We start from the raw sequence: 18,780 nt of genomic DNA, 5'->3' as shown, positions 1-18,780 counted from the left end.
CTTTTTTATTTCTCTTCTGATTATCTGATTGCTCTTTTTATGGGGTTTTTATCCGGCGTCCCGGATTTTTTTCGATTCGAAAAAATCAATTGAACATGGTTGCATGGTTTGTAAATGTCATATTCACTTCTTACATGTCAGTACATCTGGTGAAGATCATTAAAGTCTCAGATGCTACAGCTCTTTGAACCAGCTCTTCATTCGCTCGGCTATCCGATTCATCACTTTTTCCACGCTTGAACCCTTCGTGGAGGAGGGGATGATCGCCTGGTTCATGGCACCGCTTCCCGTTTTGATGGCGTGCATCACGAGCCCGACACCAGTGGCATAAATCGGGTTATTGACCTCTTCAATGAGTCCCCCGCTGAGTCCCAGCGGTTTCCCGATCTTGGCATCCATACCGAGTACTTCGGTTGCCAGGGGACATACATTTTTGATAAGGGAACCGCCGCCGGTCAGGACCACCCCGGCACTCAGGGCATCGGCGTAGCCGCTGCGTTTGACCTCGATGGCAACAATTTCCAGAATCTCTTCCATCCGGGCCTGGATAATTTTGGCCAGGATGCTTTTGGTAATCTCTTTGGGCGGCCGGCCGGCAATGCCGGGAACGGTAATCACCTCTTCCTCTTCAATCATGTCGACGAACGCTTCGCCGTGCTCCCGCTTGAGCTTTTCGCCCTGGTCGTCCAGCACGCTGAGCCCCACGCGAATATCATCGGTAACCTTTTTGCCGGCGATGGCGATGACGGCCGTATGCCGGATCGTATTGTCCTGGAAGATAGCCACATCGGTGGTGCCGCCTCCGATATCCACGAGCACGACGCCCGCCTCTTTTTCTTCTTCATCTAGAACCGAATAGGAGGAAGCCAGCGGCTCCAGGATGATGTCTGCCACTTCATACCCCGCCCGTTCCACGCAGCGGTAGATGTTTTTGGCTGCCGATACAAGGCCGGTGATAATATGGACTTCTGCCTCCATGCGCATGCCGCTCATGCCCACCGGGTCGCTGATACCATCCTGCCCGTCTACCACAAATTCCTGCGGAATGACATGGATAATCTGCTGGTCGGTCGGCAGCATGATGCGCTGGCAATCTTCCAACAGGCGCTCCACATCGTTGACAGTGATTTCGTTGTCTTTGTTGTTGATGGTGATGACGCCTTTGCTGCGCATGCTGCGGATGTGGTCGCCTGCAATACCCACATTGACCGAATTAACTTCGATACCGGAGGCCAGCTGGGCCTGCTCGATGGCACTTTGAATAGCGTTGACCGTCTTGTCAATATTGACAACCACGCCGCGATTCAAGCCATCACTGGGCGACTTTCCCACCCCCAGGATATGGATGCGATCCTGCGGATCGATTGAGGCAACAATGGCGCACACCTTGGTGGTTCCTATATCCAGACCGACAACAATTCTATCTTGTTCTTCCATGTCCATATTATTAGCGATTACTTCGCGTACTGTTTTTGTTATTGTAATTCAATTCATTTTCCGATGTCATCCCGGTTCCGGGATCAAAAAAATGCGCCCGATCCTCCCGGAGTAACGTCATAAAACTGTGATTCCCAATTAATCATACTGCCGGGTGGGAGCCGACTCCCGCCCCCAATTCAACTTGTCAACTTTCGCGGGTCACAATTTGGCCTTCAAAACGGAGATCTACGGACCGCATCTTCCGGATTCCCTTCTCCCGGACCACTTCGGAGTAGAACGCCTTCCAGTTGCGGAACTTCCGGGAAAATTCACCTTTCCCAAACACCAGTTTTACACCGTTTTCATGGCTGAGGGCCACAATGCCCTCACTGTCTGTCCATGCAATCTCACTGATTGTGGCCCGGCTGAATGAACTGTTGTTGAGTTCCATCAAAAAGCTGCGCACCTGGTCCCACGACCCCGACGTCAGCGTATCGCTCACGGGAGCCGTTTGAAACCCGTATACTATCGGCACATCCACCGTTTTCCCCAACTTGAGCGGAAGCCGGATGCCGTCCTGGTCCACATAGATTTTATTCTCTCCGTTGGCCAGCATGGCAATCGGCTGCCGTTCTGTTACATGGACGCTGAGGTTGCCGCTGGGTTCTACATTCACATCGGCCTGTTTTACATAGGGAACAGTCTCCAGCTTATTGATAATGGCCATAAAATCTACGCTGTCCGGGGATATACCGGTGGGAATGTGAACCTGCTCGGTCAATTCCTGCTCCGTAACAAAGTGATGACCGGTATACTCAACATCACGTATTATCATGGTGCGATTCCAGTAGACCCCGGCCGCCACCGCCACCACGAGTAACAGCAACACGCTCGCCAGCCAGGGGGCAAGGTTTAGCCCCTTAGCCGGTTGATCTTCGCTCTGTTGTTTATTCTGTTTGGTCATCCGTCGTTTTCGGCTATCATTTTGATCAAATTAAAAGTTTCGGTCTTCTTTCCATCTATCAGTCTGTTCGCGCTGGGCGAAGCTCCACGGGAGAAGGTGGTTATGCAGATTCAGAGTTTCAGTTCATATTCTCCAGCCCGGCTTTCAGTGCCTCTGCAAACTGTTCGCCAAATTTATAAATATCGCCGGCTCCCATCGTGATAACAATATCTCCCGGCTGTACAATCTCTTTTAGCCGGCCGGGGAGCCCGGTTTTGTCTTCTACATAATGCACCTTCCGGTGGCCGTATTCCCTGGCCGCCTCCGCAATTAAGCGGCCGGAGACCCCTTCGATCGGTTCTTCCCGGGAGGGATATACATCCGTTATTACGCACACCTCCGCATCAAAGAATGAGGATCCGAATTCCTGGTAAAGTTCCTGCGTCCGCGAATACAGGTGCGGCTGAAATACCGCTACAATGCGTCGGTCGTTCCAGCCCTCGCGAGCCGCGTTCAGGGTGGCCTGGACCTCCGTGGGATGGTGAGCGTAATCATCAATCACCATTATATCATCGTGTTCTGCTTTCAGCTGGAAGCGGCGAAATACTCCCTCAAACCGTTCCAGTCCTGACTTTATCTGTGCAAAATCGATATCGAGTTCCAGTCCCACAGCCACCGCGGCCAGGGCGTTTTTTACATTGTGCCGGCCCGGTGCATTCAGCGTAATAGTGCCCAGTTCCTCATTCTCGTGGAGAACGGTAAAGGTGGTCCGGAAATGGTCCATTTCCAGTTCAACAGCCCGTACCGCTGCCTGGGGCGTCAGCCCGTACGAGAGGATCCGGCGGTCAATTTTCGGGATAATACTGCGTATATTCGGATCATCCAGGCATACGGTCACAGCCCCGTAAAAGGGAACCTTGTTGGAAAACTCTACGAAGGCCTCCTTTACATCCTCCAGGTTGTTGTAAATATCAAGGTGTTCCGCCTCGATATTTGTAATTACGGCCAGTGAGGGGCGCAGCCGCAGGAAGGTACGGTCAAACTCATCCGCTTCCACCACTATGATGTCACCGGTGCCCACCACAGCGTTCGTTTTGTCAAAGCTGTGGACTTTGCCGCCGACAATGATTGTAGGGTCAAAACTGCCATCCTGCACCACATGACCGATCATGGTGGTCGTCGTGGTTTTGCCGTGCGTTCCCGCCACGCCGATGCCGTACTTCATCCGCATCAGTTCGGCCAGCATTTCGGCGCGCTTGATGACCGGGATTCCCTGTTCCAGGGCGGTCCGGGTTTCAATGTTTTCTGTGGCTTTTACGGCGCTGGTATAAACGACAACATCGGCGCCTTCAATATTACTTGCGTTGTGGCCGATAAGGACGCTGGCCCCCAGTTCCCGGAGCCGCTCAACCGTTTCGCTCATGTTGGCATCGGAGCCGGTCACGCGGTAACCTTTTTGCAGCAGAATTTCAGCCATGCCGCTCATACCGATCCCCCCGATTCCCACCATATGGATCTGGCGGGTCCGTCCGAAAATGGGCTGCGTTTGTATCTTTTTTTCGTTGCTCATAAAATTTTTACCTGTTTCATCTATGGCGTTGGAGGGAGGTGCGCTCCCAACCAACCCGGCGTCCCTGCATGAGAGTATAGTTCGACTCTCAGCCACGCCTTGCGAATACTACTCTGTTTGCTTGCTGGTTTCCGCCAGCGTTAAAATTTCAGTTGCAATATCGCGGGCGGCATGGGGTCGGGCCAGCTTCAGGGCCGCCTTTTGCATCGCCTTCAGGCGTTCCTGGTCATTCATCAGCTCGGCAACCAGCGCTGCGAGAGTTTCTTGTAATTTACTATCCTTCACCAGCACCGCCGCACCCTCATCTGCCATTGAGCGGGCATTTTTGGTCTGGTGGTCGCCCGCCACGTGGGGCGAGGGTACCAGGATACTGGCTTTACCGGTAAGGGCCAGCTCCGAACAGGAGAGGGCACCGGCCCGGCTTACCACCAAGTCGGCCACAGCATATGCCTGATCCATATTGTTAAGAAAATCCTTGAGCCTGAGATTTTGAAGCTCTGCGGCATTAACTTGATTTCGGTATTTGTCGTAGTAACTTCGGCCGCACTGCCAGATGACCTGGAGTTCCTGGCTGTTGTGCAGGGTATCAATGTTGGCGGCCATCGCCTCATTAATAGCACGTGCACCGCCGCTGCCTCCCAGTACCAGCAGGGTTCGCTTGTCCGCTTTGAAACCAAACACCTGATATGCGGAAGCTGCATCTGCATCGGCCAGCTCCGAGCGTGTCGGGTTACCGGCCACGGTTGTTTTATTTTCAGGGAAATAGCTGTTGGCCTCTTCAAAAGCTGTAAATATATGTTCCGCCTTTTTACCCAGCAGGCGATTGGTTACGCCGGGGTAGCTGTTCTGCTCCTGGATAACCAGGGGAAGTCCCCGCTTAACTGCGACCCAGCCCACCGGTCCCGCCACATAACCACCGCAGGAGACGACAATATTCGGTTTAAAATTACTGATGATGCGGTAACTCTGAACAAGACTTGTTAAAAGCTTTACGGGGAACAGCAGGTTTTTAAGCGTCAGGCGGCGATGGAATCCACTGATCCAGATACTTCGGATATCATAGCCGGCTTCCGGTACTGCGTGCCACTCCATGTGATCTCGTGTCCCCGCAAAAAGGATTTCAGCCTCCGGGCGTGCCGCTTTCAACGCATCGGCAATGGCGATGGCCGGGTAGACATGCCCCCCCGTGCCCCCGGCCGCGATGAGTATGCGAGGCCTGCCCGCGGCACCAGGGGCCGGTGTGGTCGTTGATGATATGTTCTTTGAACGGCTACGCATAAAACACTTTTTTTCGCTTGCTGTCGTGCTTGGAAATATTCATTAGAATACCAACCATCAATCCTGCAAAAAGCATGCTGGATCCCCCGTAACTTACAAAAGGCATCGGCAGACCCGTAACCGGCAGCAGTCCGCTGGCTACCCCTGCATTAATAAACCCGTATAAAGCGATATTGAGCGTACAGCCCACGGCCAGGAATGTGCCGAGAGGATCCATCGCGTTTTTTGCAATAACGGCGATGCCCCTGAGCAGAATTATGGAAAAAAGCAGAATAAGCAGCATGGAGCCAACCATCCCGTACTCCTCGGCGATGATTGCGAATATGAAATCGTTGTAAGGGGCCGGCAGGAAATCGCGTTGTGTACTCTTGCCGATTCCCACTCCCAGGATATTGCCTTGTGCAATGGCGATCTGTGCCTGCTGGGCCTGGTATCCTTCACCCACATTAAACTCTTCACTTTTGATATCGGTAATCTGGTCGATATAGCCTTCGATACGGCTTTGGCGCTCGGGAGACTGCATAATTAAGGCGCTGCCGGCGATCATTCCGCCTATAATGAGCATTCCCAGGTGCACCATGCTGACGCGTCCCACAAACATCATTAGCAGGCAGATCGCCAACAATACACCGGCGGTACTGAAATCTTCCATACCAATTAACCAACAGGTGGTTCCCACCCAAAACAGGATCGGGAGAAACGAGCGCGTCAGGTCCTTGATGTATTCCTGCTTCTCCTCGAGCAGCACGGCCACGTGAATAATCAGTGCTACGGAGGCGAATGTGGCCGGCTGAAAGGAGTAGCCACCGATGAACAGCCAGCGCCGGGCTCCGAAAAGTTCGGTACCATATGCCATGGTGATCAGCAACAGAATCCAACTGGTAATCATTGCAAAGCGGCTCAGCTTAGCGATGTTGCGATAATTGATCTTCGAAATGATCAGCATGACCAGGAATGCGATCCCCAGCTTAACCGTGTGGCCAACGACAAGTGATCCGGCTGAAGTACCGTTGCTTTCGGCAAAATAGACGATGGAGGAATATACCGCCAGTACCCCGAATACCATCAGGATGATCACGGAAACCAGCAATGGGCGGTCACTGGCCTGCCTGCCGGAATCCACCTCTTCCGGAGTTCTGCCCAGAACCGATTTAATATTGTTATTTGGCGTCGTGTATATCAATGCGTGTTTACTGTGGTTTTTCCAGAGTTAAAGTAATAGATAAAACCGGTCATTTTGTCCACCAGGATGAAGCTCAAAATAGCTGTCATCTGGCCTTGATGGTCGTGATTTACAAGTCATTTACCGCTTTCTTGAAAACCTCTCCACGGTGTTCGTAGTTGTCAAACATGTCGAAGGAGGAGCAAGCGGGACTCAACAGCACTATTTCACCGCGCTTGGCATACTGCTGGCCGATTTTAACCGCTTCAGGCAGTGTGTTGGCCAATTCGAAATTTGGCGCTACGGTGCCGAGCTGTTGTTCAATTTTGTGTTGCGCTTCACCGATCGCCACGATGGTGTGTACTTTTTCACGGATCTGCTCAATCAGGTCCCTGTAGTCGTTGCCCTTGTCACGGCCTCCCAGGATCAGTACCATCGGCATGTCGTAGCTGTCCAGTGCATACCAGACGGCATTGATATTGGTGGCCTTGCTGTCGTTGATATACCTGACACCATCAACCGTGCGTACCAGCTCAAGCCGGTGTTCTACCCCCTCAAAGGTTTTGAGGCTTTCGCGAATTACCTCATTACGAATTTCTGAGACGCGGGCCGCGAGCGCGGTGGCAAGACCATTGTTCAGATTATGCGTACCGCTAAGTCCAACTTCATGAATCGGCATAAGTACCTCTTCGCTGTTATTGAGTTTCAAGATGATGTTGTCATCGCGAACGAATGCGCCCTCGGGCACTTCCGACCGATTTGAAAAGGCCAGAAGGCGGGGGGCATCCTCCTTTTTACTGAGCATTTCCGCATGTTTGCGAACGATCGGATCATCGTAGTGGTAGATGAACCAGTCGTCCGCCGTTTGATTTTCAGTTATCCGGAATTTCGACTGTGCATATTGTTCCATGCTGTTTTGGTACCGGTCCAGGTGATCCGGCGTGATATTCAAAATCAAGCTCACTTTCGGATGAAACTCCTCGATATGGTCGAGCTGAAAGCTGCTGACCTCCAGAATCACGTCCCCGGACTGATCGATACCGTCAATGTTATCTGAAAAAGCGTACCCGATATTTCCCGCCACGGTCGATTGTTTTTGGGCCTGCTTCCAGGTATGGCCCAGCCAGCTTGTGACGGTTGTTTTCCCGTTGCTGCCCGTCACCGCTATAACAGGCCGAACGTTAAACCAGCTCGCCACCTCAAGCTCGGAGTATACTTTCTTCCCGGATTTGAGATATTGCTGCACGAGTGGTGCTTCCGTGGGCACGCCGGGACTTACTACCGCAAATTCAGCTTTGCGGGCACGCTCGGTATGTCCGTTTTCTTCATACGGTATACCCAGCGCCTGGAAGTGTTGCCGGGTTGCTTCCGAAATTGTGTTGCTGTCAGTCACAAACACCCGGGCTCCCTTTTTATGAAGCAGGGAAGCTGCAGCCATGCCGCTTCGTGCGGCACCTATTACCACGATATGTCGACCTTTAACTTCTTTCATCGCAATTTCAGGGTTAACAGGCTGAGAATTCCGAGAAGTACCGCGATAATCCAGAATCGCACAACGATTTTCGACTCCGGCCAACCTTTCTTTTCAAAATGATGGTGGATCGGGGTCATCAGGAAAACACGGCGCCCTTCTCCATATTTTTTCCGGGTGTATTTAAACCAGAGTGTCTGTATGATGACCGAGCAGGTTTCTACAAAGAAGATTCCACAGACAATGGGCAGCAGCAGCTCCTTGTGCAGCATCAGGGCCAGGGCCCCGAATGCACCTCCCAGTGCCAGTGAACCGGTGTCTCCCATAAATACCGACGCGGGATGCGTGTTATACCATAAAAATCCCATACAGGCCCCCACCAGTGAAGCGCAAAAGATGGTCAGTTCACCGGCGCCCGGCAGATAGATAATATCCAGGAAGTTGGAGAAGTCGGTACGCCCGGAAACATAGGCAAAGATGCCCAGGATGAGTCCGGCAATAGCGGATGTTCCGGCTGCGAGCCCATCCAGGCCGTCGGTGAGATTTGTTGCATTGCTCACACCCGTAATGACAAATACCACAACCGGGATGTAGACAATCCAGCCGAGGGCTTCTCCGAAGATTGCGTAATCGATATTCACGCTTTTTAAAAACGGTACTGTCGATAGCGTGTTGAATTCAGAAAAATCGGGGTAGAAGTAGAGTACAGCTCCAAGTCCCAGGCCCACGAGGATTTGTCCCGCCAGTTTAAAACGACTGTGCAGGCCAGATTTGTCCTTTTTTACGACCTTGATATAATCATCCACAAAACCGACGATCCCAAGCAGCAGGGTGACCAGTACAATCATCCAGGTATAGATGCTGTCCATTTTCATCCACAGCAGTGCGGGAATCAAAACTGCCAGCAGGATAATAACTCCGCCCATCGTGGGCGTATGGGCCTTGTTGAGATGGGAATCCAGGCCGATATCCTCACGGATTACTTCGCGAAGCTGCATTCGCTCCAGCCAGTGAATGATACTTCGCCCGATTAACAGGCTGATAAACAGGGCCATGGCTGCGGCAACCGCACTCCGGGTGGTGATAAATTCAAATGCACTAAACCCGGGGGGTTGATATTGTATTTCCAGCCAGTGAATAAGTTCGTACAGCATCAGGCTACCTCCCCGGGTTTGGAATGTTCATTTCGCTCGGCCAGGGCCTCCCGGGCAATTTCGCGGTCATCAAACTCATGTCGCTTGTCTCCAATTTCCTGGTAGGTTTCATGGCCTTTTCCTGCAATCAGGATGATGGCATCCTGCGGTGAACGCGCGATCACCTTCCGGATCGCTTTTTGGCGGTCTGTGATTCGCTCTGCGGTCGACTCCCGGGAAAATCCTTTTGCTATGTCATCAATGATGGCATCGGGATCTTCGCTGCGTGGATTGTCGGAGGTGACGATAATCCGGTCGGCATAGCGCTCCGCCACAGCAGCCATTTTGGGTCGCTTCCCCTTGTCGCGATCGCCGCCGCAGCCGAAGACAAGGTGCAGTTGCTGAGACTCCTCCTTTAAATCCCGGAGTGTGCTCAGCACATTTTCAAGCGCGTCGGGGGTATGGGCGTAGTCCACCAATACCAGCGGCTGTTTATCCTTTTTGCCGGTTTGAACCCGCTCAAGCCGACCAGCTGCCCCCTTGGCACTGCCGAGGACCCGTGCAATATCCTGGTTATCGTAGTCAAGGGCACGGCATATAAGAAACGCCAATGCCACATTGTAGGCGTTAAACCTGCCAACCAGCGGACTGCTGACCCGGGTGTTGCCGATATCCAGTGTAATTCCTTCTGAATTACTGGCTACAAGATGGCACTGCAGATCTGCGGAATCAGTAAAACCAAAGCTTATGTTGCGGGCTTTACAATCTTTAAGCATAAGCGCAGCATTGGCATCGTCACCATTGACAATTGCCGTAGCCTCTGAGCTCAGGTTGTCAAACAGTTTCTTCTTGGCAGCGGCGTAATCGTCCAGCGAGGTGTGGTAATCCAGATGGTCGTGACTCAAATTGGTAAAGGCAGCCACCTGAAATTGGAGTCCGCCTACCCGCTGCTGATCCAGGGCGTGGGAAGAGACCTCCATGACGAGGTGCGACGAGTTTGCCTCCACCATGCGGCGCATGTCACGAGCCAGTTCAACGGGATCGGCAGTGGTAAGCAAACTCTCCAGCGCTTCATCCTGAATCTGTTTGCCTGCCGTGCCGAGCAGAGATGGACGGGCTCCCAGCTGTTTCAATGCCTGGTACACAAGACTCGTTACCGTTGTTTTCCCGTTGGTGCCCGTCACGCCAACCAGGGTCAATTCTCTGGCCGGGTATCCTTCAAACGCCTGGGCCAGGGGACCCATCAGGGCGCGGGTGTCTTCTACCTCAAAAATGCAGATATTATCATTTTCTGTATAATAGGCTTCTTCGCAGATAATGATGGAAGCGCCGCGCGATATGGCATTTTCGATGAACATATGCCCGTCAACCTGGGTGCCACGCACTGCGATAAAGACAGACCCCTCGCGTACCTCACGCGAATCTTGCGTAAGCTCGCCGATCTGGTTCGGCTCTGTGCCGTATACATCCAGCGGTTGACAAATATTTATGAGTTCATCAAACGTCATACAGATTATTTTCCAGCGAGGGTTTCCAGTGATTTTGCTTTTCCGCGGACGGTGATGGTTCGTCCCTTTTTCATCAGGTCTCCGGGGCGGGGAAACTGCGTATAAACGGTTCCCGACCCGATCATCTTAATATTAAAGCCCCGGCTGTTGATCATCACGGCGGCCCGCCGCATATCCAGGCCTCCCACGTCCGGGATTCGCGCGTAGTCTTTGCTTACTGTTGAATCTGCCTGCGCAGCCGGTGTGTCTGCAGCAGTCAATGTTATGACCTTGTTACCTGTTAACGTATTTCCGGGTGCGGGCGTCTGTTTGGAAATCCATTTCCCCGATCCCTCCAGTTCAAAATCGATATTGTGGGATTCCAGTACGGCGCGGGCGTTGCCAATGCTCATATTCTGTACGTCAGGGACGTGTACCAGGGGCGCCTGCTGATTTGCTGGTTTCTCGAGGGTCCGCTGAATTTCGCGGTCGAGTCCTGCAATCCGGATTGCGGTCTGCTTAAAGATGACGCCGGCCGTATATCCGCCGTAGATACTGGTTTGAGGCTCGTCAAGGACGACGAGACAGACATATTTGGGGTTCTCGGCGGGGAAAAAGCCGACGAAAGAGGCGCGGTAGGCCGCCTGGTATCGGCCGTCGATATATTTTTGGGCAGTACCTGTTTTGCCGGCGATTTCAAGTCCCTCCACCTTGACCCAGCGGGCCGTTCCGGAATCGGCTACTACATCCTCAAAAACGGGTTGCAGTTTGTCGAGCGTCTGTTTGTCCGCGATTTGCCGAACGGTGACAGGGTTGTTCCGGCGGACGATATTTTCTTCACTATCGGTAATTTTTTCCACGATGTAGGGACGCATCATTTTCCCGTTGTTGGCAAAAGCGGCGTAGGCCTGCAGCAGTTGAATTGGAGTGACCTGCACTTCATATCCGATGGCCATCCACGGCAGGGTTACCTGGCTCCATTCATACGGCTTCTGGAGTCGGCCCGACTCCTCGTTCGGCAGATCAATATTGGTGGGAGTGCCAAAGCCCAAATTCCGGGCATACTGGTAAAATACATTGGGAGAAAGCCGCATCGCAATTTCGGCAGTGGCTATATTGGAGGACTGCTCGAAGACTTCATCCAGGCGTAGGTTGCCCAGCGGATCGTGGTCGCGCATCATCTGCCCGTGGATAAGCTTTTCTCCATCTTCGGGCGTTTCAAAGGTTTCATCGAATGATACAACCTCCTGTTCAACGGATGCGATAGCCGTAACCAGCTTAAAAGTGGAGCCGGGTTCAATCATATCCGAAATCGCATAATTTCTACGGTTCTCACTCTTTGACGAGGCAGGCGTATTTGGGTTGAATGTGGGAAAATTGGCCATCGCCTTTATGGCGCCCGTACGGGGATCCATGACAATGGCTGAACCGTAGTTGGATTTGGTGCGATCGATCCCGGCTTTAAGTTCTTCTTCCAGGATGGCCTGGATGTGGGAGTCGATCGTGGTATGCAGCGAGTAGCCCTGCTTCGGCAGCTTGCGGGGAGCTCCGACGTAGGCAAAAATCCGCCCGTTGCGATCGCGGCGAACCTGCTGCTGCCCGTCGGTTCCCTTTAGCTGGTTGTCATATTCATGCTCCAGCCCGATAACTCCCCTTGCCTCATGGTTAACAAAACCGAGCAGGTGGGCAGCAAGAGTCCCAAAATTATATCGCCGCTGGTATTCCTCCTCCAATATCAGGGCCCGGATGTCCAGTGCGTTGAGCTGAAGGTAAGCCTCGGTGTTCAACCCCTCGGCCAGCACCACATAGCGCGAACGGGACGGCGCCCTGTCGATTTTTTTGCGATAGGCCTGTGCACTGACACCGGTAAAATCAGACAACGTTTTGCAAACCTTGTAAATGTCATTTTGGGTGAGACCTTCCAGCCTGGGGTCGATGGCGGCCTTGTAGACTGCCGAGTTGGTTGCCAGCAACGTTCCGTCATGATCATAAATGTTGCCCCGCTGAGCCGGGATGGAGATGTAGTCGATCGCCTGCTCATTCCACAAGGCACGCAGCTTTTCTCCCTCCATAAAATTAATACGGAAAAGCTGGAAGCCTATGGCACAGGGCACCAGGAGCAGTAACCCGAACAGGGCAAACAGCCGACCCATTATGGCAGAGCGTTCCTCCGGCATGCTATTCTCCCCCAACCGTTATGATCTTGTCGGCCGGCCCGCCGTTGATAAAACCCTGATCCTTGGCCTTCTCATAAATCTCTTTGGGACCAATCATGCGGTCATATGTCAGCCGATAATCTTCATGCTGGCGTTTTGCTTTTTGGTACTCGTTCTCCAGTTGCTGCACTTCGGCCAGCAGTTGCTGGGTGGCAAAAACATGATTCAGATACAGCACACCCAACATCCCGATGATGATGGCACCCACGATGAGCTTCCATGCGGCCACGGAGGGAAGCGAAAGTTTTGCCTCCTCCTTTTTTCGTTTTTTTCCATAAACCACGCCGCCTGACCCGCGGGTACCGCCCGGGCGGCGGCTCCTGTTTTTGGCAGACGGCCGTTTGTTGGGTTTGGCCTGCCTTTCTTTATTTTCTTTTAATGGGGTTTTAACGAGCATTATTCACCTCTCTTTTCTTTTATTTCGCCTACACGCATTTTCGCACTTCGAGCTGCAGGATTTTGTTGCACCTCCTGCTCTGAAGGTGTGATGATACCGTCTGATATTTCTTTAATGGGAGACAAATCGTTGCCGTAAAAGTCCTTTTCAATTTTTCCTTCAAAGTTACCCGCCTTAAAGAACCGTTTTACCAGCCGATCTTCCAGCGAATGATAGGAGATCGCCACAATGCGCCCGCCGGGTTTAACCAGCTCAAGCGCCTGCGTAAGCACACTGCGCAGCATATCCAGTTCCTGGTTGACCTCAATGCGGATTCCCTGGAATACACGGGCCAGGCTTTTTACCTGGTATTTAGACGGGACCAGTCGCTCAATGATCTGGCGGAGTTCCGTCGTGGTTTCAACTGGCCGGGCGTCAATAATGGCCCGGGCAATTTCACGGCTCTTTCGCTCTTCGCCGTAATGGTAGATGATATCTCGTAACTCTTCATACTCATATTCGTTGACCACCTCGTAGGCTGTAACACCCCGGAGGTTGCCCATGCGCATATCCAGCGGACCTTCCTGCTGAAAGCTGAACCCACGCTCAGCCTCCTTGATCTGATGGGTCGAAACCCCCAGGTCAAGGAGCAACCCGGAAATATTTCCTCGTGTCTCCGGAGGGAGCAGTCGCGCCAGGTATCCGAAATTTCCTTTTATTGCAGTAAATCGCTCGTCCTCACCGAGGCGGTTCCGGGCCGCCTCGAGCGCCTGGTCATCCTGGTCAATTCCAAAAAGCGTGCCGCCCGGTTCCAGGCGCGATAAAATTTCCTCGCTATGGCCTCCGCCGCCCAGCGTTCCATCGATATATACTCCAGTCGGATCCGTAACCAGATGAGCCACCGCCTCCTCAAGCAACACCGGCTGGTGCTCGTAATATGGATCGCGTTCATGTTGTTCATCATGTGTTTCCATGGATTTCGCCTTTGCCCATCACACGCTCAAAAAGTTCTTGGTACATTTCATCGGATACTTCGGAATCTTCGTCGGCCAGTTTTCCAGGCGACCAGATCTCGACATATTCCACACTGCCGATAAATATTGCCTTGTCATCAATTCCGGCATATTCCATAAGCTGTGAAGGGAGAGCAATACGGTTTTGATTATCCAGAGAAATATCTTCCGCATACCGCAGCAAGTGTCGTTTTACGGTTCGCCCCTCTTCAGAAAAACTGTTAATATTCGAAAGCCGTTTTTCAAACATCTGCCACTCATCCGAAGGATAGAGTTGCAGGCAGGGGTCCACCCCTCGCAAAATAGTGAATCGCTCCTGGGCCTCGGGGGTCAGACTTTTGCGCAGCTTGGCCGGGAAGCTCACGCGGCCTTTGCTGTCTACACTGTGTTCATATTGACCTTTAAAACTTGGCACGTAATACCAGGATTAAGCGATTAACGCGGAATCTATTTAAAATAGCGGGGGTCTCCCACATTCTCCCACTTCAACCCACAATTTACCCCAAATGCGTTCAATATGTCAAGGAATTTCCCCGGAAAGCGATATTATTTTCTAATCCCGATAAATAAGTGTTCTTTTTTGAGTTATAAATAACCTTTTAAGTCCTTTCAGGTGATATTTTTGGATTTTTTGTTAAAATGGGAAGATGTGGGAGGAAGTGGGGAGGCGGGGTGGTAGAAAGTGGGAGATTTTACAAATGACCCGAAATAAAGAAGAAAAGGGGAGAGACCGCTGCTATACGGAGAGTGGAAATACGAGCCTGAACTTAGTGCCCGGGTCCCGATCTGTAAAGGTATACTCTCCCTCAAGCTGGGTGCAGAGCGTGCTGATCAGCCGAAGTCCCAGCGACTGTAGCTGCTCGATTTCAAGATCATCCGGCAGGCCTGCGCCATCGTCGGCCACTGTAAGTACCAGGTTACCCGAGTCCTCGTTCAGGGAAACCCAGATATGCCCTTCATCACGCCCTTCAAAACCGTGTTTGTATGAGTTGGTTACCAGCTCATTGAGAATTAAAGCCAGGGGAACGGCCCGCGTTACGGGGAGCGTGATATCAGCAATATCTGTATCCAGGGTAATATCACGTCCTTCGGCGTTCATGGTCTGGATCAGGTAATGCAGCAGACCTGAAATATAGTCGGGCAGTGAAATGTTGCTGTAATCCCCGGTCTCGTAAAGTTTTTCATGCAGGGTCGCAATCGACTGGATACGATTGATACTCTCCGTCAGGATATTTTGGGTCTCCTCAGAGTTTGTGTTGGCCGACTGAAGTTCAAGCAAGTCTGTAATAACGGCCAGGTTATTTTTAACGCGATGATGGATCTCCTTGAGCAGCGACTCCCGCTCCTCTACGATTTTTTCCAGCCGCTCCTTTTGCTCCCACTGGGGGGTCACATCTTGTTGAACCGAGATAAAATGGGTGATCTCGCCGTCAGAATTTTTGATCGGGTCGATACTCCACCGGACACGGTATTTGGATCCATCCTTCCGGTAATTAAATGTTTCTCCCTCAAAGCGTTTGCCCGCCGAAAGTCGCTCGCGCAGCCGTTCAATGGTTTCAGGCTCTGTATCCGGACCCTGAAAAATTCTGGGATTTTCCCCGATCAGCTCCTCGCGTGAATATCCCGTTACTTTCTCAAGCCCCTTGTTGACATAGATAATTTTTTCATCCCCAATGCGATCCCGGGCGTCGGTGATCAGGATCATCTCCTCGGCCGAGTCGATAGCCGCATATAGCAGCCGCAGCATCTGGTGTTGATCCATTCCATTTTTGAAGCGGTTCTCTGGCTGCCCGGGCAGGGGTGATTTTTGTTTTTCAAGCTGATCTATCAACAACTCTGCCTGTTTCTCAGACATCCCAGAAACAGACGCTATATACCGGATGGCCGATTGCCGCCGGGAATTGGATGCTGATTCACTCATGTTGGAACTGGTGTTAAGGGTGAAACGAAATTTGATTATAGTGCTCTTTGATGAAGATCCTGTGAACCCGTAAAACGCTGCCATTGCCTGATGCGGTGTTACAAAGCATGTTCGGCGGTCTTTATAGCAGTTCTATTGTTTTCTGCTTCCCATCGACCCTGCAGAGAAGGTAAACCATCTGTTTGATTACCAGAACATCATGTAACAGGACTTTGCAAAACCGCTGGTTTGTCCCATTCTGGCATTTCCCGAAACTGCACCCGTCAGAACCCCAATTTCAGACCACATGCAATCTCGTGTTTTTTCCGTGTTATATAAAGTGGAAATTTTATTGTCCTTTTTTGTGGCGAAACTCCAAAGTTCTTACCTGGCAGAGGCCTTTGCAAAATGATCGGTTTCTCGTTGTAGGGGAGTAATACTCCCGCTTGACCCCCAATAAGGCCGGTGGTACTACCCCTCCCAACAAAACAGGAGGTTCCGTTAAGCCCTCTTAAAAAAACAACACCCGGATCAGTATGCATTAGACAACTGGATACCCTATTTTTACGATCGACATATGACCGTGGTTTTCTTCAGCCATACATTTTTAAACGCGCAGAAATATAAAGCAATGAAACAACTTATCAAGGATTCCATCTGGTCTGCCCTGCTGTTTTTCGGCATTTTAATGGCGATAGGATACCTGAACGACAGCTATGTGGGAATGAAAAGGATGCTGAGCGATCCGGTCAACTGGGTGGTACTGGCCGTGGTCATTGCCGCGAGTATAGCTATCAAGGTGAGGCGACAGCGAAAAAATGAGTCCGAAAATGGTTAGGCGCGGTGCCGGGAATTGGGTGAATGATCATTTCTGTATCCTCTCGATATTGATATAGTAATCTCTGCTGACAACCAGCTTGTCGCCTGCATGCAGGTAGGAGCTGGATCGCCATTCGCCGGTCGTCGGACGGATCGTCGTATACATCTCATTGTCCAGCTTTACTTCAACCGGCATGTCAAACTCTTCCACATCAGCTTTCCAGCGGTAGAAAACATCGCCATCCATGAAATAGTACTGCAGCGTGGGGATCCCGGCGTATCGGAGATACTGGTCAAACACCGTGCTGAAATCAATCCCGGCGCGCCGGCTGATAAACGCTTCCACCTGTTCTGTGGTAATGGTTTGGTGGTGGAATGTTCGATTTAGCCCCCGAAGAATATTTTTCCACCGGTAATCATCATCAATAATATGGCGGATCATATGGAGCAGGTTGCCTCCCTTGTAGTACATGTCGGAAGATCCCTCCTGGTTGACGCCGTACGGTCCGGTAATCGGCTGGTCATTTTGGATGCGGTCGCGGGTTCCAATCACGTAGTCGGCTCCCGCCTGCGTACCCCAGAGGCACTCCACGAACAGGTTTTCTGAATAATTGGTGAACCCCTCGTGAATCCACATATCGGCAATATCCCGGGTGGTGATATTGTTGCCGAACCACTCGTGCCCGCTTTCATGCACGATGATAAAATCCCAGGTCAATCCCCAGCCGGTGCCGGAAAGGTCGATGCCCTGGTACCCGTTCTGAAACCCGTTGCCATAAGCTATGGCGCTTTGATGTTCCATTCCCAGGTGAGGGGTGTGGACAAGCTTAAACCCGTCCTCATAAAAAGGGTAGGGGCCGAACCAGTGTTCAAAGCAGCGCAGCATCGGCTTGGTCTGGATAAACTGTTTCCTGGCTTGTTGAAGATACGGTTCCAGCACCCAGTAGTTAAGATCGAGTGTGCCTTTGGCGCCCTCCAGGGTATCGCTGAAATTCACGTAGTTGCCGGCATTTACCGCCACATTATAGTTGTTGATCGGGTTGTTGACGAACCACGACCAGGTGGTTGTGTTGTCAGAATGCCGGGTGGTGTCGCGCAACCGCCCGTTCGAGATATTTTTGATGGAGGATGGGACCGTTATATGGATGCCCATGCTGTCGGGCTCATCGGATTGATGATCCTTGTTGGGCCACCAGATGCTGGCGCCCACCCCCTGGTTGGCCGTGGCTATCCACGGGTTGCCCTCGCGATCCTGTTGCCAGATAAAACCTCCGTCCCAGGGCGGATTTTCCGCGACTCTTGGCTTGCCGGAATACCAGACCGTGACCGTGTGGATTTCACCGGGTTGTTGGTCGCCCGGGATGTCCACAAAATAGGCATTGTCGTGTCGCTGGAATTCCAGCTCTTGCTCATCCTGTACCACCCGGTCAATCTGCAGTGGTGCGATCAGGTCAATCTGCATGGAGCGCCCGCTGCGAGGCTCCGTGACCCTGTAATCAATTCGGTTGTGGCCGGAGATCGAGGAATCGGGGGGGATGATTGTTGCGTGGAGATCGTAGAAGATGACATCCCACCAGGCCCGCTGCGGAGTGATGGAGCCGCGGAGCGTATCGGCGCGGGTAAACTCCGGCTGCTTCTGCTGGGCATGCGATTCAGGTATAAACAAGAGTGATGCCGCTAAAATAGGTAAAAGAAGGTATCTGGTTTTCATAGCAGGATATATAAAAAAATAGCTGAACCGGGTAAAGAAGAAATTAAGATGATGTGGAAATCGGAGAAAATACAGTCCCAAACTGAGGTTTATACTGCATGCACTTCAACCCCTGTACTGACTCGGCAGGGAATGACGGGTATGAATCAGACTATCACATACCTTGCTAATCATTAACATCTAACAGTCTGAACCATGATTAGGGTGATTGGTAGGATGGACTTTGATTTTTTCGTTGCCCATCACGGTTCATCACATTAATCCCCGAAATCACGGTTTAAA

The 18,780-nt window shown here is 51.8% G+C and carries 15 protein-coding genes; 1 reads left to right on the top strand and 14 read right to left on the bottom strand.

Going from position 1 to position 18,780, the window contains the following annotated elements:
• Positions 1-174: 174 nt before the first annotated feature.
• From ftsA to ACG2F4_RS16930, 13 genes are all read right to left on the bottom strand, one after another.
• Positions 175-1,437 (bottom strand): cell division protein FtsA, encoded by a 1,263-nt coding sequence (ftsA, locus tag ACG2F4_RS16990; protein ID WP_395262088.1) that lies wholly within the window; start codon positions 1,435-1,437, stop codon positions 175-177.
• A 187-nt stretch (positions 1,438-1,624) separates the two neighbouring features.
• Complete coding sequence (locus tag ACG2F4_RS16985) at positions 1,625-2,383, bottom strand: cell division protein FtsQ/DivIB (RefSeq protein ID WP_395262087.1); 759 nt, start codon at positions 2,381-2,383, stop codon at positions 1,625-1,627.
• 118 nt (positions 2,384-2,501) lie between these two features.
• On the bottom strand, positions 2,502-3,932 hold the full coding sequence (gene murC, locus ACG2F4_RS16980) for a UDP-N-acetylmuramate--L-alanine ligase (protein ID WP_395262086.1): 1,431 nt from the start codon (positions 3,930-3,932) through the stop codon (positions 2,502-2,504).
• Positions 3,933-4,040: 108 nt separating this feature from the next.
• On the bottom strand, positions 4,041-5,210 hold the full coding sequence (gene murG / locus ACG2F4_RS16975) for an undecaprenyldiphospho-muramoylpentapeptide beta-N-acetylglucosaminyltransferase (RefSeq protein WP_395262085.1): 1,170 nt from the start codon (positions 5,208-5,210) through the stop codon (positions 4,041-4,043).
• A complete protein-coding gene (locus ACG2F4_RS16970) occupies positions 5,203-6,393 on the bottom strand; it encodes an FtsW/RodA/SpoVE family cell cycle protein (protein WP_395262084.1) in 1,191 nt (396 codons plus the stop codon). Before ACG2F4_RS16970 ends, murG begins: the two co-directional genes overlap by 8 nt.
• A gap of 109 nt (positions 6,394-6,502) precedes the next feature.
• The gene (murD, locus tag ACG2F4_RS16965) at positions 6,503-7,864 is read right to left on the bottom strand and encodes a UDP-N-acetylmuramoyl-L-alanine--D-glutamate ligase (RefSeq protein WP_395262083.1); all 1,362 of its coding nucleotides are present in this window, start codon (positions 7,862-7,864) and stop codon (positions 6,503-6,505) included.
• Complete coding sequence (gene mraY, locus ACG2F4_RS16960; protein ID WP_395262082.1) at positions 7,861-8,997, bottom strand: phospho-N-acetylmuramoyl-pentapeptide-transferase; 1,137 nt, start codon at positions 8,995-8,997, stop codon at positions 7,861-7,863. Before mraY ends, murD begins: the two co-directional genes overlap by 4 nt.
• A complete protein-coding gene (locus ACG2F4_RS16955; RefSeq protein WP_395262081.1) occupies positions 8,997-10,484 on the bottom strand; it encodes a UDP-N-acetylmuramoyl-L-alanyl-D-glutamate--2,6-diaminopimelate ligase in 1,488 nt (495 codons plus the stop codon). Before ACG2F4_RS16955 ends, mraY begins: the two co-directional genes overlap by 1 nt.
• 5 nt (positions 10,485-10,489) lie before the next feature.
• Positions 10,490-12,640 carry a penicillin-binding transpeptidase domain-containing protein gene (locus ACG2F4_RS16950; protein WP_395262080.1) on the bottom strand — a complete coding sequence of 717 codons (2,151 nt, stop codon included), beginning with the start codon at positions 12,638-12,640 and terminating at the stop codon, positions 10,490-10,492.
• 1 nt (position 12,641) lies between these two features.
• Positions 12,642-13,076: a hypothetical protein gene (locus ACG2F4_RS16945; RefSeq protein WP_395262079.1), complete on the bottom strand. Its 435-nt coding sequence runs from the start codon at positions 13,074-13,076 to the stop codon at positions 12,642-12,644.
• Positions 13,076-14,029 (bottom strand): 16S rRNA (cytosine(1402)-N(4))-methyltransferase RsmH, encoded by a 954-nt coding sequence (rsmH, locus tag ACG2F4_RS16940; RefSeq protein ID WP_395262078.1) that lies wholly within the window; start codon positions 14,027-14,029, stop codon positions 13,076-13,078. Before rsmH ends, ACG2F4_RS16945 begins: the two co-directional genes overlap by 1 nt.
• The gene (gene mraZ, locus ACG2F4_RS16935) at positions 14,016-14,483 is read right to left on the bottom strand and encodes a division/cell wall cluster transcriptional repressor MraZ (RefSeq protein WP_395262077.1); all 468 of its coding nucleotides are present in this window, start codon (positions 14,481-14,483) and stop codon (positions 14,016-14,018) included. Before mraZ ends, rsmH begins: the two co-directional genes overlap by 14 nt.
• A gap of 321 nt (positions 14,484-14,804) precedes the next feature.
• Complete coding sequence (locus ACG2F4_RS16930; RefSeq protein ID WP_395262076.1) at positions 14,805-15,989, bottom strand: sensor histidine kinase; 1,185 nt, start codon at positions 15,987-15,989, stop codon at positions 14,805-14,807.
• Between the two features lie 610 nt (positions 15,990-16,599).
• On the opposite strand from ACG2F4_RS16930, the gene ACG2F4_RS16925 reads away from it, so the two are divergent.
• Positions 16,600-16,806: a hypothetical protein gene (locus tag ACG2F4_RS16925; RefSeq protein WP_395262075.1), complete on the top strand. Its 207-nt coding sequence runs from the start codon at positions 16,600-16,602 to the stop codon at positions 16,804-16,806.
• Positions 16,807-16,833: 27 nt separating this feature from the next.
• Here ACG2F4_RS16925 and ACG2F4_RS16920 read toward each other — a convergent pair whose 3' ends face one another.
• Positions 16,834-18,498, bottom strand: a complete 1,665-nt coding sequence (locus ACG2F4_RS16920) for a M1 family metallopeptidase (RefSeq protein WP_395262074.1) — start codon at positions 18,496-18,498, stop codon at positions 16,834-16,836.
• Positions 18,499-18,780 lie beyond the last annotated feature (282 nt).

The organism is Halalkalibaculum sp. DA3122 (genome assembly GCF_043951865.1).
GTDB lineage: Bacteria > Bacteroidota > Rhodothermia > Balneolales > Balneolaceae > JAMQKA01.
This window is presented reverse-complemented; position numbering and strand designations above follow the sequence as displayed.